Raw genomic sequence first — 22,380 nt, 5'->3', positions numbered from 1 at the left:
GCATTGGGTTTCTAACCCTTGCACGACTCAGGATTTAGTCCTTCGCTGTACTGGGCCGTTAGCCCTTGTAATTTTCGAGGTACTTCGTATCGAAGTTGTTGTTGATGAAGTCAGGATTTGTCATCATCTTCTTATGGAAATCGATCGTTGTACGGATACCTTCGATCTTGAACTCACTCAAGGCACGGTGCATACGCTTGATCGCCTGATCGCGGGTGTCCGCTTTAACGATGAGCTTACCGATCATAGAATCATAGGTAGACGGCACGGTATAACCCGCGTGTGCATGGGTATCGATACGAATACCTAAGCCGCCCGGCGCGATCCACTCTTTGATCGTACCCGGAGAAGGCAGGAATCTAATGGAATCTTCTGCAGAGATACGGCACTCAATAGAGTGGCCGTGAAAGTTGATACTCTCCTGTGAAGGAAGCGCTTCGCCTTCAGCGACACGGATCATCCACTCAATCAGGTCCAGGCCGCTCACCTCTTCAGAGACAGTGTGCTCGACCTGGAGACGGGTGTTCATCTCCATAAAATAGAAGTCAAGGTTCTTGTCGAGAAGAAATTCAAATGTACCGGCACCTTCATACTTGATGAACTTTGTCGCCTGTACAGCTGCTTTATGTAGACGTTCGCGAACCTCCGGCGTCAAGACAACAGCCGGCGACTCTTCGATCAGCTTCTGGTGGCGGCGCTGCATTGAACAGTCACGCTCGCCGATATGAAGCACATTTCCGTGGCTGTCGGCCATGATCTGGACCTCGATATGACGAGGGTTCTGGATGAACTTCTCCATATAGATCGTGCCGTCGCCGAAAGCAGTGATCGCTTCGGACTCCGCTGCCAAAAAGGCATTTTTGAGTGCCGACTCCTCTTCAACAACACGCATCCCGCGACCGCCGCCGCCCTGGGCAGCTTTAAGTATGACCGGGTAACCGACCGCTTTGGCACGTTCAGCCGCATCATTGATGTCATGGATGGCACCGTCTGAACCCGGTACGACCGGCACTTCGGCTTTGATCATGACATCTTTGGCTTTTGACTTATCCGACATCAGTTCCATAACTTCGACCGTCGGCCCGATAAATTTGATACCGTGGTGTGTGCAGATCTCAACGAAATTCTGGTTCTCGCTTAAAAAACCGTAACCCGGGAAGATCGCGTCACAGTTGCTGATCTCTGCCGCAGAGATGATCGAAGGGATATGGAGGTAACTTTCAGAGCTTGGCGCCTCACCGATGCAGATCGCTGCATCTGCGAGCTTCAGATAGTTTGCATCTTTATCGCCTTTGGAGTATACAGCTACAGCCTCTTTACCCATCTCTTTAATCGTACGGATAGCACGAAGAGCAATCTCCCCGCGGTTCGCAACTAAAATGCGTTTGATCTCAGCCATAATTAGATTTTCTCTACAACAAATAGTGGCATATCATACTCAACTGCCTGACCGTCTTTCACCAAAATCTCAACGATCTTGCAGTCAAATTCCGCTTCAAGTTCATTCATGATCTTCATCGCTTCAAGAACAGCGACGGCCTGACCTTTTTTGACCGTATCGCCCACTTTTACAAATGGGGCTGAATCCGGTGATGGAGCTGCATAAAAAGTCCCCACCATAGGTGAGTCGATCGTGTCACCGCTGATCGCTTGCGGTGCTGCTGCCGGGGCTACCGCTGCCGGGGCCGCCGCAGCAGCTGCCGCTGCAGGGGCAGCTGCTGCGCTAATAGTTTGAACAGGGGCAGCAACTAGACCTGTTGCTTTTTCCATCTCAATTTCAAAACCTTCTTTATTGATCTTAATCTTTGAAAGACCGCTGTCGTCAAAGGTGCTTATTAGTGACTTAATTTGCTTCATATCCATGTTGGAAACTCCTAAAAAATGGCTTAACTTTAATCCGATATAATAACACACTTTATATTAATCAGCGTAATATCAGTATCTCAGTATACTTTTATGTTTACGACAATTTTGTAATAAATAAAGATCACTTAAAAGGATTAGGTTTGGGTTTAAAAGCAGACACATGGATTCGTGAGCAGGCACTACAGGAAGGGATGATCAGCCCCTTTTGTGAAGATCAGGTTGGCAAAGGGGTAGTCTCATACGGGTTGAGCTCCTACGGTTATGACATCCGTGTCAGCAACGAGTTCAAGATCTTCACCAATCTCAACTCGACCGTCGTCGATCCGAAACATTTTGATGATGCAAACGTGGTGGATTTTGAAGGTGACGTCTGTATCGTCCCGCCGAACTCCTTTGCCCTTGCACGCACCGTAGAGTACTTCAAAATACCGCGCGACGTCTTGGCGATCTGCCTTGGAAAATCGACCTATGCCCGCTGCGGCATCATCGTCAACGTTACCCCGTTCGAACCGGAGTTCGAAGGCCACATCACCATCGAGATCTCGAACACCACGCCGCTTCCGGCCAAGATCTATGCCAATGAAGGGATAGCCCAGGTGCTCTTCCTCCAGGGCGACGAAGATTGCGAGACAAGCTACAAAGACAAAAAAGGGAAATACCACGGTCAGGAGGGGATCACCCTGCCAAGGATCCTGAAATAAGACCGATCTACAAAGCCGTTCTGGAGCTCTTTTTTCTGGGCGGCGTTCTTCTGCCTCTTCTTATCAGTTTTACGGACATTACACTGCGTACGATCCTGCAGGAATACCTTAGTCAGATACCGCTGATGGTCCTCAGCTTTTTGCTGCTCTTCACACTCTATGGTTTCGGCTACTATTTTCTTTGGCAATGGATCGTAAAAAAGTATGATGGCGATCGGACAAAACTGCTTGAGCTCGGTACGCTCTCTGTTCTGCTCAGCGATATTGCGATCTATGCGTCACTCTTTCAACTGGGCAACACGCTGTCAAATCTGATCTGGCTGGGATTCTATCTCATTTTGATTGCCATTTTTTATCTGCTGGGAAAACAGCGTATTAATCAATCTCAAACATAACGGACGCTATAATTTCAAAATAAATCAATGTCAAGGAACGACAATGTTACACGAATACAGAGACATCATTACCCACATGAAAGAGAATGAAGCGGCAAACGCGCACTTCCTACACATCTTTGACAAGCACAACATGCTTGACGATCAGATCACGAAAGCAGAAAACGGGACAACACCGATGACTGACGTAGAGCTTGAAAAACTGAAAAAAGAGAAACTTCTTTTAAAAGACGAAGCATACGGTATCTTGATCAAATACAAAAAAGAGCACAATCTGTAATTAGATTGGGGAACACGCCCCATCCTCTTCAACCCTTGGCAATTTTTACGAAACTTCCCTTGGGTTCAAATCTAAAAAAGCCAATCAGATGGCTTTTTTACGACGTTCACCCTTTTAAAAATTCCACGATCTTTTCCGGCGGTCTTCCGATCACTGCCTTATCACCCTTGATGACAATAGGTCTCTCTATCAATTTCGGAAATCGGCTCATCGCACGGATCAAAACGCCTTCATCATCCACACCGGCCAGTTTCAGCTCTTTGTAGATATCTTCTTTGGTCCGCATCAGCTCTTTCGCATGGATACCCAGTTTTTTCAGCACTGCTTTGATCGCCTCTTCATCCGGTTCGACCTCGAGGTATTTCACCACCTCGGCATCTACACCGCTCTCTTCCAACAGCTTCATCGCCTCGCGCGACTTTGAACAGCGCGGATTGTGCCAGATCTGGACTTCATTCATAGTATCCTCCTATAATAAATTTCGTTTTATCCAATAGGATAATACATACAAACCCCATACATGCTGTTTAAAACGGCCGCGCACTCCCCGCTCTATATACTCTCTTAAGACATCCCGGTTAAAGAGTCCCGTCTGCTCGTTCACCTCTTCGATAAGATCGATCTTCCCGGAAGCGGTCAGCCACTTCTGCTAACATACCTCTGTTTGCCACCTATCAACATGGTTTATCTGAGAAAAGTTATTTTTATGTGTAACAAAACCTCAATCTGCATTACGGCTGAACAATGATAAATTCACCGACATCACCAAATGACGGCATCGTACCACTCACCTTGGCATTGCCGCTGCCGTCCGCAAAAACGGTGTAGAGCTCAACAACATTGTCTGTCTCCTGGTCGGCCCGATACGCTATCTTCGAACTGTCCGGCGCCCACGCGTAACTAAACACATAACCGTTTGCGACCAGCGCGCCGCTTGCCTTGGCATTGCCGCTGCCGTCCGCAAAAACGGTGTAGAGCTCAACAACATTGTCTGTCTCCTGGTCGGCCCGATACGCTATCTTCGAACTGTCCGGCGCCCACTTGTAATCCCCTACATCACCGTTTGCGACCAGCGCGCCGCTTACCTTGGCATTGCCGCTGCCGTCCGCAAAAACGGTGTAGAGCTCAACAACATTGTCTGTCTCCTGGTCGGCCAGATACGCTATCTTCGAACTGTCCGGCGCCCACGCGTAACTAAACACATTACCGTTTGCGACCAGCGCGCCGCTTGCCTTGGCATTGCCGCTGCCGTCCGCAAAAACGGTGTAAAGCTCAATAACATTGTCTGTCTCCCGGTCGGCCAGATACGCTATCTTCGAGCTGTCCGGCGCCCACGCGCAACTAAACACATTACCGTTGGCGACCAGCGCGCCGCTTACCTTGGCATTGCCGCTGCCGTCCGCAAAAACGGTGTAGAGCTCAACAACATTGTCTGTCTCCTGGTCGGCCAGATACGCTATCTTCGAACTGTGCGGCGCCCACGCGTAACTAAACACATTACCGTTTGCGACCAGCGGGCCGCTTACCTTGACATTTTCGCTGCCGTCCGGTGAAACGGTGTAAAGCTCAATAACATTGTCTGTCTCCCGGTCGGCCAGATACGCTATCTTCGAGCTGTCCGGCGCCCACGCGCAACTAAACACATTACCGTTGGCGACCAGCGCGCCGCTTACCTTGGCATTGCCGCTGCCGTCCGCAAAAACGGTGTAGAGCTCAACAACATTGTCTGTCTCCTGGTCAGCCAGATACGCTATCTTCGAGCTGTGCGGCGCCCACGCGTAACTAAACACATTACCGTTGGCGACCAGCGCGCCGCTTACCTTGGCATTGCCGCTGCCGTCCGCAAAAACGGTGTAGAGCTCAACAACATTGTCTGTCTCCTGGTCGGCCCGATACGCTATCTTCGAACTGTCCGGCGCCCACGCGTAATCTAACACAGAACCACCCGTTACCAACTCCGGATGCATCTGTTTAGGGGCAGATCGTTTTAAGAGGTCGACACTGTAAAGCCGCCCTCCCTGCCTGTAGGCGGCTCGCGTTTTATCCGGTGACACCTTTACGTCTGATATACTCTCCGAACCCACCGCCGGTGCTGCAAGCTTGATCTCTTCACCGCCTACATTCGCATACAGCTCTGCCATGCCATCGAGATTTTTGTCGGCAGTATAGACCACCCCCTCAAAAGCGTCCGCCTGACTGCTGTCCGAACAGACGTACTCGGTCTGGTCCACTTCGGAGGCGTCAAGTACCCCGTTCCTGTTATCATCGACACCGCTGTCGATCCTCGTACCGCCATAGGTACAGTTGCTCCCCATCGGCTCAGCAACCATGGCAAGCAACGAAGAGTAGCCATCTAACCCATCAGTTCCATCCGTCCCGGCTTCACCGTTACAGAGGTATTCGGTCTGGTCCACCTCTTCCTGTGCCAAAACACCGTCTCTATTACTGTCGATACCACTCTCGACTTTGATACCACCATCCACGCAATTGGGACCGATAGGCTCCGTACTCGTCAGAATCAGGGCTTCAAGACCATCATGCCCATTGGAACCGTCACTCCCGCTGCACCCCGCAATGATCACCATAAAGGTCACGACTGAAAGGGTTCTAAAAATACTTGCTACGACTTTCATTTTACATCCTTTAAATACAATGTAAGAGAGCATCTTCTGTTTCTATTGTACTGCAAACTTTTACCGTTTCAAGATAATGATTAGTGTGATCTATTACGAGTAGATAGAAAACAGCCTGTACCCATATCCGAATGGCACAGCTGTTTATTGTTTGGTACCGGAAAGTTTGGTATCTTTAAAATAGCATGGTTACAGTGTCCTGAGCATATTTCCATTTATCTTGCCTGCAAAGGTCAACTGTCTGCTGTTTGGCTTGATGAGCAGTGTCAACAGTTCACTCTCTTCACGTGTTAAGTCGACGGGCTCGCCACGCAATATCGATCGGCTCCGCCCACGTGGGAACAAGACCAAAGAGGAGTACTAAAACGAAACAGAGTAGTTTCATACGAAGTTTACAGGAGATTTTCCTTTAGCCAGTACGATAAAACATACAGTCCCCATACATGCTGTTTAAAACGGCCGCGCACGCCCCGCTCTATATACTCTTTTAAGACATCGCGGTTGAAGAGTCCCGTCTGCTCGTTTACCTCTTCGATCAGATCGATCTTGCCCGATGCTGCCAGCCACTCCATATAGGGGTTTGAAAACCCTTTTTTCTTGCGCCCTATCACCTCGTCAGGCAGGTACTTCGCGGCGATTTTTTTGAGCAGCGCCTTGGTCACCCCGTCTCTATAGCGCAGCTGCGGGGCGATGCTGAAGACGCTCTCGGCCAGGTTGTGGTCCAGAAAAGGGGTACGCGACTCGATGGAGTGGGCCATCGAGACCCGGTCAAGCTTGGCCAGGAAATGCTCCGCCTGAAAGAGCTTGAGATCGATATAGCTGTACCAGAGGCTCGGGTCGCTGTGGCCACTCGCTTCGAACATTTTGCGGTAGGGTTCCAGAAAGCGCAGGCCGTCGCCGTCTTTGATGTTCTGGCGCAGCAGCATGTTCTTCTGAAGATCGGTGAACTTCTCCCCCGAGGTGCGGAAGAGCAGCTGGTCGTCGAAGACCCGCTTGTACCACTCCCACTCCCGGTTCATCGAGAAGTTTGCGCGGAAGTACTTCTTGAGCCAGTTCTTGTGCTGCAGTGTGGCAGCCTTCTCGATGTCGAGGTACTCAAAGTACTGCCGGTACCCCAAAAAGAGCTCGTCGCTCCCCTCGCCGCTGAAGACCACCTTGTACCCCTCTTTCTTGATCCCCTCGAAGAGGAGGTAGAGCGGAATGGCCGCCGGATCGTTGAGCGGCTCATCCATCGCCGCAAAGACCTTCTCGCTCGCGCCGATGAAGTCATCCTGCGTGATCTCTATTGCGCTGTTTCTGACCCCGAGGGCCTCCGCCGTGAAGCATGCGTTGCTGCGCTCATCGTAGTTCCGGTATTCGGCATAACCAAGGGTAAAGGTGTGCAGCGGGTTTCCCTGCTCTTTGGCGATCGCGGCGATAAGGGCGCTGTCGATACCACCCGAAAGTAGGGAGGCCATCGGCACATCGGCATTCAGCCGCAGCCGCATGCTCTCGAGCAGACGCTCTTCGATCACCGCAAGCGCCTCTTTCTCCGTAACGATTATCGACGAAGGGGCATCCAAAAGCGAGTAGTACGGCCTCTTCCCGATCTTCCTGCCGTCAAAATGGAGCATCTCCCCCGCTTCAAGTTTGTGGATCCCCTTGAAAAAGGTGTGCGGCGGCGTGGGAGCCAGATAGCCGAGGTAGCTGATCAGGGCATCCTTGTTCATCTCTTTTTTGGCAAGGAAGGGGGCGAGCCCCTTGATCTCCGAGGCGAAGATGAACTGTTCCCTGTTGTGCAGGTAGAAGAGCGGCTTTTTACCGAGACGGTCGCGGAAGAGGTAAAGTTCCTCTCCGTCCAGAAGGGCGATGGCGAACATCCCGACCAGCCGATCGACAAAAGCAAGCCCCCATTTTTTGTAAGCGGCCAGCAGCACCTCCGTGTCGGAGTCGCTTGCAAAGATGAAGTCGGCGGAGAGCTCCTGGCGCAGGGCCCTGTGGTTGTAGATCTCCCCGTTGAAACTGAGCAGAACTTCGTTGTGGCGCATCGGCTGGTGCGCCGAGGCACGCAGGTCGATGATGCTGAGGCGGTTGTGGGCGAAGAAGAGGCGCTCCTGTTCGACGATACCGCAGTAATCCGGCCCGCGGTGCGCCATTGTCGAGAGCGCCTGGCGGGCCTGCTGAGGATCGAACGGACCGAGGATGCCGAATATCGCGCACACTATAGACGCTCCGCGTCTGATAGATCGGAAATCAGGAATCGAAAAGAAGCAGATATTACGCCAAGATCAGCCATCACAATCGTCCATTTTCTATTCACCATTTTCCATTCTCCTCTTTCTGAAGAAAGACGGTAAAATCCCGCGGCAGGTACCCTCTTTTCATCGTAAATCCGGCCCCCAGCTCTTTAGCCATCGCCTCTATCTCTTTGGGCTGACAGTAGTTGTAGACCAGGGATTCGTCCTCCCCTTCGAGCAGATTGAAGACAAACCCTCTGCGGCTCGCTGCAAAACAGCGGCGGATAAAGAGCGCTGTCTCCTCGCGGGTCAATATGTTCATCGCCCCGCTGCAGATGTAGTAATCCGCCTCCGGCAGGGGATCGCGAAGGATGTCGCACACCCTGACTTCGCAGGCCGCTCTTTTTCGTGTCTCTTCGACCATGGTCTCCATGATCTCCAGACCGACGTAAGTACGCGGCAGTGTCTCCTGCGCCTGCATGTAGCGGTAAAGCTCGGCAAACCCGCAGCCGGCATCGACGACCTCAAATGACTCAAGGTCACCGAGCATGCCAAGCAGGATCTCAAAACGCTTGTATTGCGTATGCTGCGAGTTCCAGTGTACCCCCCGGGCGCTGTTGCCGTGACGTGTTATGGCGGTGGTGTAGTAGTTGTGGTTATCGATGCGACTCATGAGCGTATTATAGTAAAATATCGCATTATTGGCGCACGGCATTCTGTTACAATGGAGAGATTGTTCCGCTTTTGCGCTAAGGAGAGTACTATGCCCGAGAAAACACACTTTATCAATGAACCGCTGAAAGCCAGCCTCGAGGCCGGTTTCAAATACGCCTACTGCACCTGCGGCCACGCCGACACTTTTCCCTACTGCGACGGCACCCATGTCAAAAAGGGCGGTAAACCGATCAAGTTCACGCTTGACAGGCCCGAAGAGGTTCTCCTCTGCCGCTGTGGGCGTTCAAAAGAGCTTCCCTACTGCGACGGCTCGCACCGGCCGTGACCTTGATGTCAAACACATCCCAAATAAGGACAAAGAGAAGTAGTTCGTGCCAAACTCAGACCGAAAGCGCACTGCTGCACGACTCACAATTTAGTTGTTCGCTGTAGTGAGCTGTTGGCTCTTCTGCGTGGAGAGCCTTCATTTGGAGCAAGATACGCTGAAGCTACTTCTCTTTTTTGTAGGTGAACTCGATGTCGCATTCCCAGCGGTGCGCGTCGTTGATAAAACAGCGGCACCCCGGGTCCATTTTGATGATCTCGTACTTGGCACGGACCTTCTCTCTGGCATTGTCGCAGGAGTCGCTTCGATACTTCCCGATCCCTGTCTCGATCCCCTCTTTGACACCGTTCTCTTCCGCCAAAAGGGCTAGCCCTGTGGTTAGTAAAATAGCTATTATTCTCATTCTGCGACCTTTAATAAGCGTAATTTTACACAAAAGACTTTATGCTAACCCCATCCAAAAATTCAGTGTAACGACTTTAAAGATCGCCCATGGCCACCCCGAAACCTCTTCCTGCCATTGCACTCGGCGGGACCCTCTTTGTCCCCGCCTCGCATAAAGACCTTGAAACGATACTCTCGGGCGAAAAGTACCCCGATCTTCGTTCGGTGGTCATCGACTTTGAAGACGGCCTTGCCGAAACAGATCGGCCGGATGCACTCAATAATCTGCCCGGTACACTTGCCGGTATTAAAGAGAATAAGCTCCTCAGATTTATCCGCCCGCAAGACACGGCGATGCTTGAAACTTTTTTGGTGCAAAAGCATATTGAGAAGATCGACGGTTTCATCCTCCCAAAATTTGGCATGGGCAATGCGGAAGAGTACCTTTCACTCTTCCCCCTTTCCGTTTCACCCTTTACTCATTTCTTCATGCCCTCCATCGAAAGCGAAGAGCTCTTTGACACGCAAAAGCTTCAAAAACTGCGCGAGATGCTGCTCCCCTACCGGGAACAGATCGTCTGTATCCGTTTCGGCGCCGAAGACATGCTTCGCCAGCTCGGCCTCAGACGCGTGATCGGAAAGTCGCTCTACGATATGCTCGTCCCGTCCCAGGTGATCGCCAATATCCTGGCGACCTTCAAACCGTACGGTTTCGACATCAGTGCCCCGGTCTTTCCGGACTTCTCCGACAAGACCGGGTTCGAGGAGGAGATCAAAGAAGAGCTCGAAAACGGGTTCGTCTCCAAGACCATCATCCACCCCCGCCAGATTGCGCCGATGAACGAGCTCTACCGCGTCACTGAAGATGAGCTCCGCGAAGCCAAGGCCCTCCTTTCACGAAAAGATGGGGTCATGAACCTGGGCGGCAGGATGGGCGAGGCGAAAACGCAGAGTCCGTGGGCCGAACGGATCCTAAAACGGGCCGAATATTTCGATGTGGTCTAGAACTCTTTTCCTTTTTCTCATACCCCTTTCTCTCTGGGCAGATACTGCCGATGAGAAATCACTGACCGACCGGAGAAACTTCCGCGGGGACCTGCAACTCTACACCTACATTATCGATCAGCCCGGGCAGGTCAATGACGCCTATGCAACGGCACTCGGCGGCAGTCTGGGCTACAAATCACACCTTTTCTACCGTTTTGGAATGGAACTCGAATACAGCGGTTCGCATGCACTCGGCAACACGAAAAACCCCGAACGGCTTCTGCTCTTTAACAACGACAAGCCCTCGCTGCACCTCAACACCCTGTCACAGGGCAATCTCTACTATCAGAACCCGACTACCTATTTCCGTCTCGGCGCACAGACCTTCAACACCCCGCTCTTCAACGAGGACCCGACCCGCATCGTCCCGTGGGGTGCAACAGGTGCCAGCATCACCTACAACCGGGTCAATGAACTCACCCTTATCGCTGCCGCGATCAACGCTATCCGAAGCAACACCTCTGCGGTCTACCGCAAGGAAAGCGCGAGCGGCCCCATTGTACACGGTCTCTATTTCATCGGGGGAAGCTACTACCTCAACGATGCAAACTGGCTTCAGGTCTACTACTACCTTGCACCAAACCTCTATGACTCGCTCTACCTGCAGTACGAATACCGGCGGCTGCTTTTTGACACCGCCCTGGTCTGCTTCGGCATCCAATACATCAGGACCTATACCAACGGCGGCATCGATTCGAATGCCGATACCTCCAGTGCCATCGGCGGCGACGATGTCGACCTGGCCGCTTACAAGGCCAGCATGGATTACGCCGGGCTCGACCTGCAGTTGAGCTACTCGAAGAACAGGGGCCAGAGCGGCATCAACAACGGTTACGGTGGTCTGAGCAAAGTCTACACCTCCTCCATGGTCGCCAACGGCCGCAAGAACAACCGCCCCGAAACCTGGTCGCTAAAGAGCGCCTATAACCTCCTCCACCCGTACAGTTTCGGCACGACCGAACTGGCGATCTGGCTGACAAAGACCCGTTATGCAGATCTCCCCGACGGCGATTTCTTTTCCACCTACGCCCACCTCCGTCAGAATTTCAGTGTCAACACCTCCGCCTACCTGCGCTGGGAGAAGATCGACTATGCAGGTAAAGATAATACAACCTATGTGCGGTTGATCTTGAAGCAGCAGTTCTGAGCTATCCATAACAGATTAAAGCCTAAAGTCATTATTTTTATTACGCTAAAATATAAAAGATTATTCGAAAACCTAATGTATAGACAAATAATCTTCACTCAGACATACTTTAGAATAAAAAGAGACCGATCAAATTGAATCAGCGACAAGTATCGTAACCATGATTGCAAAACTTAAAGCCCTCAAAAGCCATCAAGGTTTTATGAAATACTTCAAGAACACTTCATGGCTTTTTGGAGAAAAAATCCTTCGGATGGCCGCCGGGCTTTTAATCGGAGTCTGGATCGCCAGGTATCTCGGACCCGAGCAGTTCGGGTTGCTCTCTTATGCTGGAGCCTTTGTGGGTCTTTTCAGCGCTGTAGCTGCCCTGGGCCTTGACAACATCATTGTCCGCAAACTTGTCAAAGACGAGACACAGCGGGACCTCCTTTTGGGTACCGCCTTTTTGCTCAAGATCATCGGGGGCGTGCTTGTTCTGCTCTTTTTGGCGCTTGCGATCAACCTCGTATCGATCGACACCTATACCGCTACGCTAATCTTCATCATCGCCTCTGCCATGCTTTTTCAAAGTTTCAATGTCATTGACATTTACTTTCAAAGCAGGGTATTAAGCAGATATGTTGTTTATGCCAACATCATCTCCCTGAGCGTATCCTCCATTGTCAAAATAGTATTGATACTCAAAGCGGCCCCACTGATCGCGTTCGCCTTTGTCGTCTTGTTTGACAGTATTGTTTTGGCGCTTGGATTCATCTATATCTATAGGCTTAACCATCTATCCGTTGGACAATGGACATTCAACAGCGGTGTTGCGGTCACCCTTTTGAAAGAGAGCTGGCCTTTAATACTTAGCGGTATCGTTGTCGCAGTCTATACAAAAGTCGATCAGGTGATGATCAAAACGATGTTGGGAAATGAAGCTGTCGGACAATATGCCGCTGCTGTCCGGATAAGCGAAGCCTGGTACTTTATACCGACGGTGATCGCAGCTTCGATCTTTCCGGCCGTTATCCATGCCAAAAAACAGAGCGAAACGCTCTATTATGCGAGACTTCAGAAGCTGTTTGACCTGATGGTCTGGATCGCGATAGCCATTGCATTGCCGATGTCATTTTTCTCGGATTGGCTGATCGACATGCTATACGGGAGCCCTTTCCATCCATCCGCTTCGGTTCTGATCGTTCATATTTGGACCGGAGTATTTGTCTTTCTGGGTGTTGCCAGCAGCAAGTGGTTTATCGTTGAAGAGCTTCAGAAACTAGCCTTTTACCGGACTTTTTACGGTATGCTGACAAACATCATTTTAAACCTGCTTCTTATCAAAGAGTTCGGTATCATCGGGGCGGCATATGCAACGCTTATCAGTTACGGTGTGGCTGGATTTCTATTCGATTTTTTTAATCCAAAGACACGAGCCGTTTTTTATATGAAGCTCAATACCCTCAACATAAGGAAATTTTTTGCTTACAAAGATCAGTAAGGTCTTAACGCTGCTGCAGCACCCGAGCCTGACCAAACTCACCTGTTCCATGAGCATACAGGGCTATCTGAAAGATATCGGCTGGGTTGACTCTTTTATCCGCAAAATGCCGGTGGACGGCAGAGGCCGACCGCTCCCCTGGGTTACATATCCCTTTATCGATTTTATCGAAGCGCGGTTGAACAGCACGATGCGGATTTTTGAGTTTGGTTCGGGCAACTCCACGTTATGGTACGCAGGCAGGGTCAAGACAGTTGTGTCGGTGGAGCATGACAGATTCTGGTATGATAAGATTTCACATACCATGCCGGACAATGTCTCCCTAAACTATCAGGCAATAAACGATGACAGCAAGTATGCCAAATTTGCAACGAACCTGAAGACTGAATTTGATATTGTAATTGTCGATGGACGTGAGAGGGTCAACTGTATCAAAAACGCTCTACAGGCTCTTGGCAGCAACGGGGTCATCGTTCTTGACGATTCCGAAAGGGATGCATACAGGGAGGGGCTTGATTTCCTGAAGGATCAGGGCTTCAGACGGATAGATTTCTGGGGTATCGCCCCCGCTGTTTTTTTCAAAAAATGCACAACGGTTTTTTACCGGGATGATAATGTATTAGGCTTATAATGAAACATCTTCTCAGAAAAACACCTCTGGTCAATTCGGCTTATTTTCGTATTGCTAAGCGGGTCAGGTCATACAAGGGGACCCAAAGGCTTAAAAAAGAGTTGAAAACACCGGGAGGCATTAAAATTGTGATCGGTGCATCCTCTGTCTATGAGAGGAACTGGATTCCGACCGACATCGAGTACTTGAATATCCTCAACAAAAGCCACTGGCACAGTTTTTTCCGTCACAACAGTATCGATGCTATTCTCGCCGAACATGTCTGGGAGCACCTGACGGTTGAAGAAGGGATTGCCGCTGCGAAAAACTGTTACTCCTACCTGAAACCGGGAGGCTATATCCGCATAGCTGTTCCGGATGGTCTGCATCCCAATCATCACTACATCGACGAGGTAAAAGCCGGCGGTTCGGGCTCGGGATCCGATGATCATAAAGTACTCTATACCTATAAGACACTTGCAGACCTGTTCGAACAGGCGGGTTTTCAGACGGAACTGCTGGAATATTTTGACGAAGAGCACAATTTTCACGCCAAAAAATGGTGTGCTGAAGAGGGGATGATCCATCGATCAAAACAGTACGACCAGCGCAACAGAAATGGCCAATTAAACTACACATCAATCATCTTAGATGCAAAAAAGATCTGACAATATGATGCCTTTAGCGCCAATCGTTCTTTTTGTCTATAACCGTCTCTGGCACACACGACAAACCGTGGAAGCATTGCAGAAGAATACGTTAGCCGCCCGGAGCGAACTGTTTATATACAGTGATGCCCCGAAGAATGAAGATGCGCAAAAGAGCGTGAAAGAGGTCAGAGACTATATTAAAACGATAGACGGCTTTAAAAAAGTAACCATTATAGAACGTGATAAAAACTGGGGACTCGCAGACTCTATCATCGACGGTGTGACAAAGATCGTAAAACAATACGGCACGATTATTGTACTTGAGGACGATCTGGTTACGAGCCCCTGTTTTCTGCAGTTTATGAACGAAGCTTTGAAGTTCTACAAAGATGAGAAAAAAGTCTGGCATATAAGCGGCTATACCCCGCCCCTGGAAAAGATCGAGCACCACTTTTTTATTCAGCCTACAACATGCTGGGGTTGGGCGACCTGGACTGACAGATGGGCCTATTTTAAAAAAGACACAGCATACTTCCTGGAGAAGTTTGACAAAAAGACTGTAAAAGAGTTCAATATAAACAATACCTACGATTATTATTCGCATATCGTTTTGAATCATCAACACAAGATCAATACCTGGGCAATTTTTTGGTATGCCTCTTCTTATTTTAACGGAGGCCTCTCCCTGCATCCCAAAAAGTCATTTGTCCAAAACATCGGGCACGACGACAGTGGCACCCATTGTGCCGGAAGTTGTGACTATGATGTCACACTTGCCGTGACTTGTGATAATGATTTCCCTTCCGAAATATCGATCAAAAGAGAAAACACCGCCGCTTTGGAAAGATACTACAAACGCTTAAAGCCTTCGCTATTCAAAAGAGCTGTGTACAAAGCAATAAAATACGCCAAAGGGATAATATGAGCTGCCCACTTTGTTTGAATGAAAAAGTAATAGAGCTGGAACTGATCGATCATAATAAGTTGGTACAACGCTACAGACAACTTACAGGTACGGACTTTACCCATTTATTGGATCAGGATCTGAAATATTGCGAATGCCAAAACTGCCGACTACGATATTACGCGCCATTGTTAACCGGTGACGAAACTTTTTATAATGCCCTTCAGCGATTTGAATGGTATTATATGGATGAAAAGGAGGAGTTTAAAGAGGCGATAAAACAGATAACCCCCACCGACAGAGTCCTTGAAATAGGAAGCGGTAAAGGGGCATTTGCTAAACATCTTCCGACCAATGACTATACGGGCCTGGACTTTAGCAAAAAAGCAAAAGAGATCGCGGCACAAAACGGTATCAAGATAGAAAATGAGATGATACAGGACTTTGCAGACAAGCATCCGGGCACATTTGATGTCGTTGTCAGCTTCCAGGTCCTGGAGCATGTGTCGGATCCCAAATGTTTTATTGAATCTCAGATCAAAGCCTTGACAAAAGGCGGCAAGTTGATTATTGCCGTACCGAGTGAAGACTCTTTCTTGAAGTATGTGACGAACGGCATCCTGAACATGCCGCCGCATCATGTTACAAGATGGAGTGATACGACCTTGAAATTCATTGCCGAACAATACAATTTAGAGGTCATAGATATCCATCATGAAAAAGTTCAGAAGGTCCACAAGCAATGGTGCCTGAGTACATTTATACAGACCGCTCTCTTGAAGACAAAAGTCCTGGATGACTCACTGGTACGCAAACTTGTCGCAAGGGCAGCAGAACTCTTTTCAAAAGTACTGGTCAAAGGATTAAAAGATGAACTCCTTCCAAACGGGCATACTGTCATAGCGATATACAAGAAAAAATGAAAATACTCATCGTAAATACATCCGATCTTCAAGGTGGCGCTGCAAAAGCAGCGTACAGACTGCACAGAGCATTACTGGATGCCAAGATAAACAGCCGGATGTTGGTGCAGAACAAGATAAGCGACGACACTACCGTTTTCGGGTCAAAAACAAAGCGGCAAAGACTCATCAATAAAGTCCGTCGTGTATTGGACCAGTTTCCCATCAGATTTTATAGACACCGGACAAAAACACTCTTCACCCCCGCATGGCTCCCCTTTTCAAATGTAGTCGATCATATCAATAAAATCAATCCGGACCTCGTACATCTGCACTGGATAGGCTTCGGGATGATCAGAATAGAAGAGTTGGCCCGTATTAAAGCTCCGATTGTCTGGTCGCTTCATGACAACTGGGCTTTTACCGGTGGTTGCCATGTCAAATGGGAGTGCGAGAAGTATAAGGAACATTGCGGTGCCTGTCCAAGACTTGGAAGCAACAGCGAGAACGATCTGAGCCGGTATGTTTTTACAAGGAAAGAGAAAACATTTTCACGCATGCCGCACATGACGATTGTAGCCCTGAGCAGATGGCTGGAAAGTTGTGCAAAAGAAAGCACTCTGTTCAAAGACAAGCGCGTGACAAACCTGCCAAACCCAATCGATACCAAGACATTCATGCCCTCCGACAGAGCGCAGGCAAGAGAACACTGGAACCTGCCAAAAGATAAAAAACTGGTACTTTTTGGGGCAATGGCCCCGGCAGGTGATATAAACAAGGGATTTATAGAGCTCAAGCAGGCTTTGCACAACCTCTCCGCCAATAATATAGAATTGGTCATATTCGGCAACAGTGAACCTCAACACACTCCGGAGTTTGACTTCAGAGCACATTATATCGGGCATCTGGATGACGACGTCGCACTCTCTACACTCTATAGCGCATGTGATGTGATGGTCGTCCCCAGTCTGCAGGAGAACCTTTCCAATGTCATTATGGAAAGTCTCGCCTGTGCCACCCCGGTTGTCGCTTTTGATGTCGGCGGCAATAGTGATATGATAGAGCATCGGAAGAATGGCTACCTGGCCATACCCCTTGATACCGATGATCTTACACATGGGATCGAATGGGTCCTCAATACACCAGACTATGACGAACTCTCCAAAAATGCTGAAGCGAAGATAGCCAAAGAATTTGACAGTGTTGTTGTAGCGCAGAAATATATAGCACTGTACAAGGAATCTCTTAATGAGCGGTAAGCCTGAAAAGAAACCTCGAATCACTGTTATCACCGTTGTCTACAACGGAGAGAAACATCTTGAAGAGACCATCCGAAGTGTCATCAATCAGACCTATGTCAATGTTGAATATATCATCATCGACGGCGGCTCAACCGACGGAACCCTCGACATCATCAAACGGTATGAGGAGAAGATCGACTACTGGGTCAGTGAGCCGGACAAAGGTATTTACGATGCGATGAACAAAGGGCTCGCCTGCGCCACCGGGGATTATGTCGCCTTTATGAACGCCGACGACTGGTATGAACCAGATGCGCTGGAAGCGGTAGCCGACGCGATCGTCAAGACAGAAGCCGATTTCATCACCGCCAATATACGTATTATTGATGAAGAGACAAAAGAGAGCGTCATCAGGTATAGCACCTTTGACGAGTACGGCAAGAACATTCACCATCAGACCTGTTTTATCAACCTCTCTCTGCACAAACAGTTCCCCTTCAATACGCAATACCAGCTTGCAGCCGACAGAGATTTGATCGTAAGAGTGATAAAAAGCGGCGTTGCAACACACTTCATCGACAAGGTCGTCGCCAACTTTCGTGAAGGCGGAAAAGGCTCAAACATGCTGAAGTATCAGATAGAGCTGTTCGATTCCAATGCCAAAAACGTCGGAATACTGTTCGCTCTTAAACGGTTTGCTCTCAATATGACGGGCAGGACGCTGCTCAATTTACTTAAGATCAAACGATAAGAGGGGCGCTTGAAAAACCAAACTGTTGTGCTTTATATTGATGTCATGGAGCGTTACCGTTTTTTTAAACGAATGCTCCCTCCACTTGTTCAGCTTGGCTGCCGTCCTTTGCTAATTACAGCAAAGCTCTCCGTCTTTCTGCTTGCAAAATCGGCGGGCTTCGAGGTCCATCTGCTTAAGAACTCTCCAGCGTGCCACGCCGAAATCAAAGCTGATCTACAACATTCGTTGAGTGTCATGAACGGCTATCACGCACTCAGCGATGCCGCCGAAATCTACAGTTCTATCTTTGCAAAGCTCTCAGCACTGCATAAAAAGTCGGCCATAAAGTACCTCTTTATCTGGAACGGGACGACGACAGTCGCAAAAACGCTCTCTGCTTTTGCACATCTTCACCATATACAGACACGCTATTTCGAGATCTCGAACCTGGGAGAACGCATCTTTGTCGATGTCCAGGGGACGAGCGGGGGCTCTTATCTTTGCAGCCACCCCGAAATACTCGACCGATCGCCTGTTAACGAAGCGGCTTATCAGGCGTGGCTGGGAGGATATCTCCAAACTGAGCATCTTCCGAAACAGGCGGCCAACCGTTCCAGTATCCCATGGCATGCCCTTATTGACACCCTTGGCTATTTGTTTGGCTGTGTGAAAGAAGACCGCCGCCATATTCTCAAACTCGCCTTAAACCGGGTTCTGAACAGATTTCACGCCCACACCTTTGCTGTGCAAACACTTGAGCGCCCTTTCATTTTTGTACCGCTGCAGGTCTCGGACGATTCGCAGGTAAAACTCTTCAGCCGCTACTCCAATTCCGATCTTATCCGTCAGGCACTCCGCATCAGCCGGGAAAAAGGGTGGCAGCTGATCGTCAAGATCCATCCCGCAGAGAGCGACAGGAATGAGATCGACTGTATCTTAGACCTGAGCCAAAAAGAGTCGTTTGTAATTGCGGGCAATGCCACAACTGAGCTGATCCGCAAAGCAGCACTGGTTGTCGTCAATAACAGTACCGTCGGGCTTCAGGCCCTTATTGAAGAGAAAGAGATCACGGTCTTTGGCGATGCCATCTATAAAAATTTTGATCAAAAGCGGTTGAGAGCCTATATCCTGGCCTATCTTCTGCCTGCTGATTATTTCGGGAATGCACCGGTCCCGCTTGAGACCGTTCAGGCCATCCTCGCCAGAGAGAGCTGGCATATAAAGGCTGACAATGCTTAACGAAACACGTCCGAGAAACGCTGCCATGATCGTCTCCGTCTATAAAAACGATACGCTTCCTGTCGTCAAAGAGATGTTCCAATCCCTCTTTGTACAGAGCAGAAAAGAGTTTGATATTTTGGTGCAGGAAGACGGCAGAGTCGATCCCGAACTTGATGCCTACCTTGACGCCCTCTACCGCCAGAAAAAGATAACGCACCTTGGGAAAAGGGAACAGAACATGGGACTGGCATACTCGCTCAACGAACTGGTTGAGTTTGCACTGCAGCAGGAATATGCCTTTATCTTCCGGATGGACGCTGACGATATTGCGGTACCAAAACGGATAGAGCAGCAGCTTGACTATTTTAAAACGCATCCCGAGACCGATATTCTCGGCGGCTGGATCGAGGAGTTCAATACGGATACCGGTGCAAGACAGCGGATCAGCTATCCGGAATATCATGACGATATCTTGAGCCATATGGTCAAACGCAACCCAATGGCCCATGTCACTGTTGCCTTCCGGACAAGCTTTTTTCGACGTTTTGGGCACTATGACGAAAACAGCCGAAACGAGGACTTCCGTTTATGGGTAGAGGCCTTTGACAAGGGGGCCAGATTTCACAACCTCCAGGAGGTACTGGTCTATGTCCGTACAAATAATGCCTTCTACTCCCGCCGGAAGAACAGAGCCCGGGCGATCGAGGTGATGAAGATCAAGTTTGATGCGACCCGGCGTTTCAACTTCGGCATAAAAGGCTACCTCTATGCCTTGACACACTACCTGCTTTTTATGGCTCCTAGTGTTATAAAACAGGTAGTTTATAAGTATTTTCGTTAAATCCACTATAATATCGTGACTAATAAAGGGACGTTCAATATGCAAGAAAAAACTGACACAAAACCGATCCTGCTTTTTATCTTCTTTGCCTATCTATTCAGTTTTCTAGTTCGAATGATCTGGGTCTATCAGTTTCAGGGCAATCCGCAGTTCATCTGGAACGACCAACTGATGATCAATACCAATGACGGCTACTATTTTGCATCGGGCGCCCAGAAGTGGCTCGAAGGCACACTCCAATACAATCCGCGTGTGCCCGAGCTTTATCGTACAGCAGCTATCACCTTAAGCGCTTATATTGCCAAGATCATGCCCTTTTCTCTTGATTCCGTCATCCTCTACATGCCGGCTGTCGTCTCAAGTCTGGTCATCATACCTATTATTCTGATCGGCCGTCTTTTCGGCATGCCCGCCGTCGGCTTTTTTGCAGCACTGTTAGGCTCTATCGCATGGAGCTATTACAACCGCACGATGATCGGTTACTACGACACAGACATGTTCTCTGCCATGGCACCGATGTTCATCCTCTATTTTCTACTCGCGACGATCAAAACGGAAAAGACAATATTTGCACTTCTGAGTGCCCTTTCCTTTCTGATCTATCCCTTTCTCTATGACCAGGGACGCGCCGTTGTCTATGCTATAGGAATCATCTATATGGTTTATATGGTGGTTTTTCACCGCAGAGATGCGTTTACCTACCACTCCATACTCCTGATCTCTGTGGGACTAATGGATATCAATGCCTGGGCCCAGTTTGCCATTATCATCGCTCTCTTCGTCGCAATCAAAAGAGAACTTATAAGTGCCAACCTTTCGCTTAACGGTTCCATCATCACCGTCTTTCTCTTTCTCTATACCGGCCATGTCTTTGATCTTATCTGGATGAAAATCTCGCTCTACTTCAACCGCGGTGTCGAGAGCAGTGGCCTGCACTTTTTCCAGGTCTCACAGACGGTCCGGGAGGCAGGACTCATCCCGTTTGACACTATGGCAAACCGCATATCAGGTTCGGTAATCGGGGTCTTTGCCGCATTGGCCGGCTACATCGTATTAGTGCTCCGCCATAAAGAGTTTATCCTGGCCCTTCCGCTTATAGGCATCGGACTTTTCTCGTTAATGGGAGGCTTGCGTTTCACCGTCTATGCCGTACCGGTTGCCGCGATCAGTGCGATATATCTCTTCCATGTCTTTGCCCGATACACGAACGAAAAAAAGTTATATTACCCCGTACTTACTGTATTGACAGCGGCGATGATCTATCCCAACATCACCCACATCATCGGCTACAAAGTGCCAACCGTCTTTACGAAACAAGAGGTCCAGATCCTCGACAATTTCAAAGCCAAATCCTCATCCAAAGATTACGTGATCACATGGTGGGATTATGGCTATCCAATCTGGTACTACGGCAACAAGAATACGCTGATTGACGGTGGCAAGCACAATAACGACAACTTTATCGTCTCCGAGATACTGCTCTCTACATCGCCCCTGGAAGCTGCACGGCTCTCACGTCTAGCTGTCGAAGCCTACGTCGGTTCCAACTACGATCTTGTCACCAATACCCTCTTCAAAAACAAAAAGGAGGATCAGGTCGATGTCAGTGCCTACCTTGAGAATCTCCGCTACGGTGATGTAACACTGCCGCAGCAAAGCCGCGATATCTATCTCTATCTGCCGATGCGTATGCTGGACATCCTACCGACGGTCAAACTCTTTTCCAACCTGGATCTCAAAACAGGCCAACCGCTGTCAAAACCGTTTTTCTACTCGACCCGGCAGTTCCGGGACAGCGGCACAGTCCTGCAACTTGGCAATGGCATCGCCCTGATGAAATATGAAGGGAAGTTGCAGATCGGCGACCAAAAGGTGCCTCTAGGGCAGTTTATCCGTATCAACTACGACCAAAGCGGCAAGCCCAATATCCAGAGACAGACCATTACCCCTATGTCACGTCTCTCTGTCATCTACCTGGAAGACATGCAGCGATTTGTGGTGCTCGACAATGAGTATATGAACTCTACCTATATACAGATGTATCTTTTCAATAACTATGACAGTGAACTTTTCGAACCAGTCATCCTTGATCCATTAACTAAAATCTACAGACTGAAAATCTAAAAAAA

Annotated in this window: 24 protein-coding genes; 16 read left to right on the top strand and 8 right to left on the bottom strand. The window is 49.2% G+C overall.

Features of this window, described 5'->3' with window-relative positions:
* Nucleotides 1-58 precede the first annotated feature (58 nt).
* Both WCY20_RS01110 and accB read right to left on the bottom strand, forming a co-directional pair.
* A complete protein-coding gene (locus tag WCY20_RS01110; RefSeq protein ID WP_345976395.1) occupies nucleotides 59-1,399 on the bottom strand; it encodes an acetyl-CoA carboxylase biotin carboxylase subunit in 1,341 nt (446 codons plus the stop codon).
* A gap of 2 nt (nucleotides 1,400-1,401) precedes the next feature.
* Entirely contained in the window at nucleotides 1,402-1,863 is a 462-nt protein-coding gene (gene accB / locus WCY20_RS01105) for an acetyl-CoA carboxylase biotin carboxyl carrier protein (RefSeq protein WP_345976394.1), read from the bottom strand.
* Nucleotides 1,864-2,006: 143 nt separating this feature from the next.
* Here accB and dcd point away from each other — a divergent pair, with 143 nt between their 5' ends.
* The 3 genes from dcd to WCY20_RS01090 are packed head-to-tail and all read left to right on the top strand — an operon-like array spanning nucleotide 2,007 to nucleotide 3,242.
* On the top strand, nucleotides 2,007-2,567 hold the full coding sequence (gene dcd, locus WCY20_RS01100) for a dCTP deaminase (RefSeq protein WP_345976393.1): 561 nt from the start codon (nucleotides 2,007-2,009) through the stop codon (nucleotides 2,565-2,567).
* The gene (locus WCY20_RS01095) at nucleotides 2,489-2,962 is read left to right on the top strand and encodes a hypothetical protein (protein ID WP_345976392.1); all 474 of its coding nucleotides are present in this window, start codon (nucleotides 2,489-2,491) and stop codon (nucleotides 2,960-2,962) included. Before dcd ends, WCY20_RS01095 begins: the two co-directional genes overlap by 79 nt.
* A gap of 43 nt (nucleotides 2,963-3,005) precedes the next feature.
* Nucleotides 3,006-3,242, top strand: a complete 237-nt coding sequence (locus tag WCY20_RS01090) for a DUF465 domain-containing protein (RefSeq protein WP_345976391.1) — start codon at nucleotides 3,006-3,008, stop codon at nucleotides 3,240-3,242.
* Between the two features lie 106 nt (nucleotides 3,243-3,348).
* Here WCY20_RS01090 and arsC read toward each other — a convergent pair whose 3' ends face one another.
* The 5 genes from arsC to WCY20_RS01065 all read right to left on the bottom strand — a co-directional run bounded on the left by arsC (nucleotide 3,349) and on the right by WCY20_RS01065 (nucleotide 8,764).
* Entirely contained in the window at nucleotides 3,349-3,702 is a 354-nt protein-coding gene (gene arsC / locus WCY20_RS01085; protein ID WP_345976390.1) for an arsenate reductase (glutaredoxin), read from the bottom strand.
* Nucleotides 3,703-3,973: 271 nt separating this feature from the next.
* Nucleotides 3,974-5,875, bottom strand: coding sequence for a hypothetical protein (locus WCY20_RS01080; RefSeq protein WP_345976389.1), 1,902 nt, complete (start codon nucleotides 5,873-5,875; stop codon nucleotides 3,974-3,976).
* A gap of 189 nt (nucleotides 5,876-6,064) precedes the next feature.
* Nucleotides 6,065-6,190 carry a hypothetical protein gene (locus WCY20_RS01075; RefSeq protein ID WP_345976388.1) on the bottom strand — a complete coding sequence of 42 codons (126 nt, stop codon included), beginning with the start codon at nucleotides 6,188-6,190 and terminating at the stop codon, nucleotides 6,065-6,067.
* Between the two features lie 77 nt (nucleotides 6,191-6,267).
* A complete protein-coding gene (gene asnB, locus WCY20_RS01070) occupies nucleotides 6,268-8,076 on the bottom strand; it encodes an asparagine synthase (glutamine-hydrolyzing) (protein WP_345976387.1) in 1,809 nt (602 codons plus the stop codon).
* Between the two features lie 94 nt (nucleotides 8,077-8,170).
* On the bottom strand, nucleotides 8,171-8,764 hold the full coding sequence (locus WCY20_RS01065; protein ID WP_345976386.1) for a class I SAM-dependent methyltransferase: 594 nt from the start codon (nucleotides 8,762-8,764) through the stop codon (nucleotides 8,171-8,173).
* Nucleotides 8,765-8,854: 90 nt separating this feature from the next.
* Here WCY20_RS01065 and WCY20_RS01060 point away from each other — a divergent pair, with 90 nt between their 5' ends.
* Entirely contained in the window at nucleotides 8,855-9,091 is a 237-nt protein-coding gene (locus WCY20_RS01060) for a CDGSH iron-sulfur domain-containing protein (protein WP_345976385.1), read from the top strand.
* Nucleotides 9,092-9,254: 163 nt separating this feature from the next.
* Here WCY20_RS01060 and WCY20_RS01055 read toward each other — a convergent pair whose 3' ends face one another.
* Complete coding sequence (locus WCY20_RS01055) at nucleotides 9,255-9,494, bottom strand: hypothetical protein (RefSeq protein WP_345976383.1); 240 nt, start codon at nucleotides 9,492-9,494, stop codon at nucleotides 9,255-9,257.
* 89 nt (nucleotides 9,495-9,583) lie between these two features.
* Here WCY20_RS01055 and WCY20_RS01050 point away from each other — a divergent pair, with 89 nt between their 5' ends.
* The 12 genes from WCY20_RS01050 (at nucleotide 9,584) to WCY20_RS00995 (ending at nucleotide 22,375) form a co-directional block, all read left to right on the top strand.
* Complete coding sequence (locus WCY20_RS01050) at nucleotides 9,584-10,480, top strand: HpcH/HpaI aldolase/citrate lyase family protein (protein ID WP_345976381.1); 897 nt, start codon at nucleotides 9,584-9,586, stop codon at nucleotides 10,478-10,480.
* Nucleotides 10,470-11,669, top strand: a complete 1,200-nt coding sequence (locus WCY20_RS01045; RefSeq protein ID WP_345976379.1) for an OprD family outer membrane porin — start codon at nucleotides 10,470-10,472, stop codon at nucleotides 11,667-11,669. Before WCY20_RS01050 ends, WCY20_RS01045 begins: the two co-directional genes overlap by 11 nt.
* Before the next feature lie 160 nt (nucleotides 11,670-11,829).
* Nucleotides 11,830-13,149, top strand: coding sequence for a flippase (locus WCY20_RS01040; RefSeq protein WP_345976377.1), 1,320 nt, complete (start codon nucleotides 11,830-11,832; stop codon nucleotides 13,147-13,149).
* Nucleotides 13,130-13,780 carry a hypothetical protein gene (locus WCY20_RS01035; RefSeq protein WP_345976375.1) on the top strand — a complete coding sequence of 217 codons (651 nt, stop codon included), beginning with the start codon at nucleotides 13,130-13,132 and terminating at the stop codon, nucleotides 13,778-13,780. Before WCY20_RS01040 ends, WCY20_RS01035 begins: the two co-directional genes overlap by 20 nt.
* Nucleotides 13,780-14,427, top strand: a complete 648-nt coding sequence (locus WCY20_RS01030; RefSeq protein WP_345976374.1) for a methyltransferase domain-containing protein — start codon at nucleotides 13,780-13,782, stop codon at nucleotides 14,425-14,427. The genes WCY20_RS01035 and WCY20_RS01030 overlap by 1 nt, the downstream gene beginning before the upstream one ends.
* A gap of 4 nt (nucleotides 14,428-14,431) precedes the next feature.
* Nucleotides 14,432-15,334 carry a glycosyltransferase gene (locus WCY20_RS01025; RefSeq protein ID WP_345976373.1) on the top strand — a complete coding sequence of 301 codons (903 nt, stop codon included), beginning with the start codon at nucleotides 14,432-14,434 and terminating at the stop codon, nucleotides 15,332-15,334.
* Nucleotides 15,331-16,236 (top strand): class I SAM-dependent methyltransferase, encoded by a 906-nt coding sequence (locus WCY20_RS01020; RefSeq protein ID WP_345976372.1) that lies wholly within the window; start codon nucleotides 15,331-15,333, stop codon nucleotides 16,234-16,236. The genes WCY20_RS01025 and WCY20_RS01020 overlap by 4 nt, the downstream gene beginning before the upstream one ends.
* The gene (locus WCY20_RS01015) at nucleotides 16,233-17,474 is read left to right on the top strand and encodes a glycosyltransferase family 4 protein (protein WP_345976370.1); all 1,242 of its coding nucleotides are present in this window, start codon (nucleotides 16,233-16,235) and stop codon (nucleotides 17,472-17,474) included. The genes WCY20_RS01020 and WCY20_RS01015 overlap by 4 nt, the downstream gene beginning before the upstream one ends.
* The gene (locus WCY20_RS01010; protein ID WP_345976368.1) at nucleotides 17,464-18,207 is read left to right on the top strand and encodes a glycosyltransferase family 2 protein; all 744 of its coding nucleotides are present in this window, start codon (nucleotides 17,464-17,466) and stop codon (nucleotides 18,205-18,207) included. The genes WCY20_RS01015 and WCY20_RS01010 overlap by 11 nt, the downstream gene beginning before the upstream one ends.
* Before the next feature lie 9 nt (nucleotides 18,208-18,216).
* On the top strand, nucleotides 18,217-19,428 hold the full coding sequence (locus tag WCY20_RS01005; RefSeq protein WP_345976367.1) for a hypothetical protein: 1,212 nt from the start codon (nucleotides 18,217-18,219) through the stop codon (nucleotides 19,426-19,428).
* The gene (locus tag WCY20_RS01000; RefSeq protein WP_345976365.1) at nucleotides 19,421-20,251 is read left to right on the top strand and encodes a glycosyltransferase; all 831 of its coding nucleotides are present in this window, start codon (nucleotides 19,421-19,423) and stop codon (nucleotides 20,249-20,251) included. Before WCY20_RS01005 ends, WCY20_RS01000 begins: the two co-directional genes overlap by 8 nt.
* A gap of 39 nt (nucleotides 20,252-20,290) precedes the next feature.
* On the top strand, nucleotides 20,291-22,375 hold the full coding sequence (locus WCY20_RS00995; protein ID WP_345976363.1) for an STT3 domain-containing protein: 2,085 nt from the start codon (nucleotides 20,291-20,293) through the stop codon (nucleotides 22,373-22,375).
* Nucleotides 22,376-22,380 lie beyond the last annotated feature (5 nt).

This window comes from Sulfurimonas sp. HSL3-7 (genome assembly GCF_039645985.1).
Lineage (GTDB): Bacteria > Campylobacterota > Campylobacteria > Campylobacterales > Sulfurimonadaceae > Sulfonitrofixus > Sulfonitrofixus jiaomeiensis.
The sequence above is the reverse complement of the archived record's forward strand: the minus strand, read 5'-3'. Positions and strand labels throughout refer to the sequence as shown.

Excerpts from the sequence above, each read along its gene's own strand:
- WCY20_RS01110 (WP_345976395.1), bottom strand. The coding sequence starts at position 1,399 with ATGGCTGAGATCAAACGCATTTTAGTTGCGAACCGCGGGGAGATTGCT.
- accB (WP_345976394.1), bottom strand. The coding sequence starts at position 1,863 with ATGGATATGAAGCAAATTAAGTCACTAATAAGCACCTTTGACGACAGC.
- WCY20_RS01090 (WP_345976391.1), top strand. The coding sequence starts at position 3,006 with ATGTTACACGAATACAGAGACATCATTACCCACATGAAAGAGAATGAA.
- arsC (WP_345976390.1), bottom strand. The coding sequence starts at position 3,702 with ATGAATGAAGTCCAGATCTGGCACAATCCGCGCTGTTCAAAGTCGCGC.
- WCY20_RS01080 (WP_345976389.1), bottom strand. The coding sequence starts at position 5,875 with ATGAAAGTCGTAGCAAGTATTTTTAGAACCCTTTCAGTCGTGACCTTT.
- WCY20_RS01065 (WP_345976386.1), bottom strand. The coding sequence starts at position 8,764 with ATGAGTCGCATCGATAACCACAACTACTACACCACCGCCATAACACGT.
- WCY20_RS01060 (WP_345976385.1), top strand. The coding sequence starts at position 8,855 with ATGCCCGAGAAAACACACTTTATCAATGAACCGCTGAAAGCCAGCCTC.
- WCY20_RS01055 (WP_345976383.1), bottom strand. The coding sequence starts at position 9,494 with ATGAGAATAATAGCTATTTTACTAACCACAGGGCTAGCCCTTTTGGCG.
- WCY20_RS01050 (WP_345976381.1), top strand. The coding sequence starts at position 9,584 with ATGGCCACCCCGAAACCTCTTCCTGCCATTGCACTCGGCGGGACCCTC.
- WCY20_RS01045 (WP_345976379.1), top strand. The coding sequence starts at position 10,470 with ATGTGGTCTAGAACTCTTTTCCTTTTTCTCATACCCCTTTCTCTCTGG.
- WCY20_RS01040 (WP_345976377.1), top strand. The coding sequence starts at position 11,830 with ATGATTGCAAAACTTAAAGCCCTCAAAAGCCATCAAGGTTTTATGAAA.
- WCY20_RS01030 (WP_345976374.1), top strand. The coding sequence starts at position 13,780 with ATGAAACATCTTCTCAGAAAAACACCTCTGGTCAATTCGGCTTATTTT.
- WCY20_RS01025 (WP_345976373.1), top strand. The coding sequence starts at position 14,432 with ATGATGCCTTTAGCGCCAATCGTTCTTTTTGTCTATAACCGTCTCTGG.
- WCY20_RS01020 (WP_345976372.1), top strand. The coding sequence starts at position 15,331 with ATGAGCTGCCCACTTTGTTTGAATGAAAAAGTAATAGAGCTGGAACTG.
- WCY20_RS01015 (WP_345976370.1), top strand. The coding sequence starts at position 16,233 with ATGAAAATACTCATCGTAAATACATCCGATCTTCAAGGTGGCGCTGCA.
- WCY20_RS01010 (WP_345976368.1), top strand. The coding sequence starts at position 17,464 with ATGAGCGGTAAGCCTGAAAAGAAACCTCGAATCACTGTTATCACCGTT.
- WCY20_RS01000 (WP_345976365.1), top strand. The coding sequence starts at position 19,421 with ATGCTTAACGAAACACGTCCGAGAAACGCTGCCATGATCGTCTCCGTC.
- WCY20_RS00995 (WP_345976363.1), top strand. The coding sequence starts at position 20,291 with ATGCAAGAAAAAACTGACACAAAACCGATCCTGCTTTTTATCTTCTTT.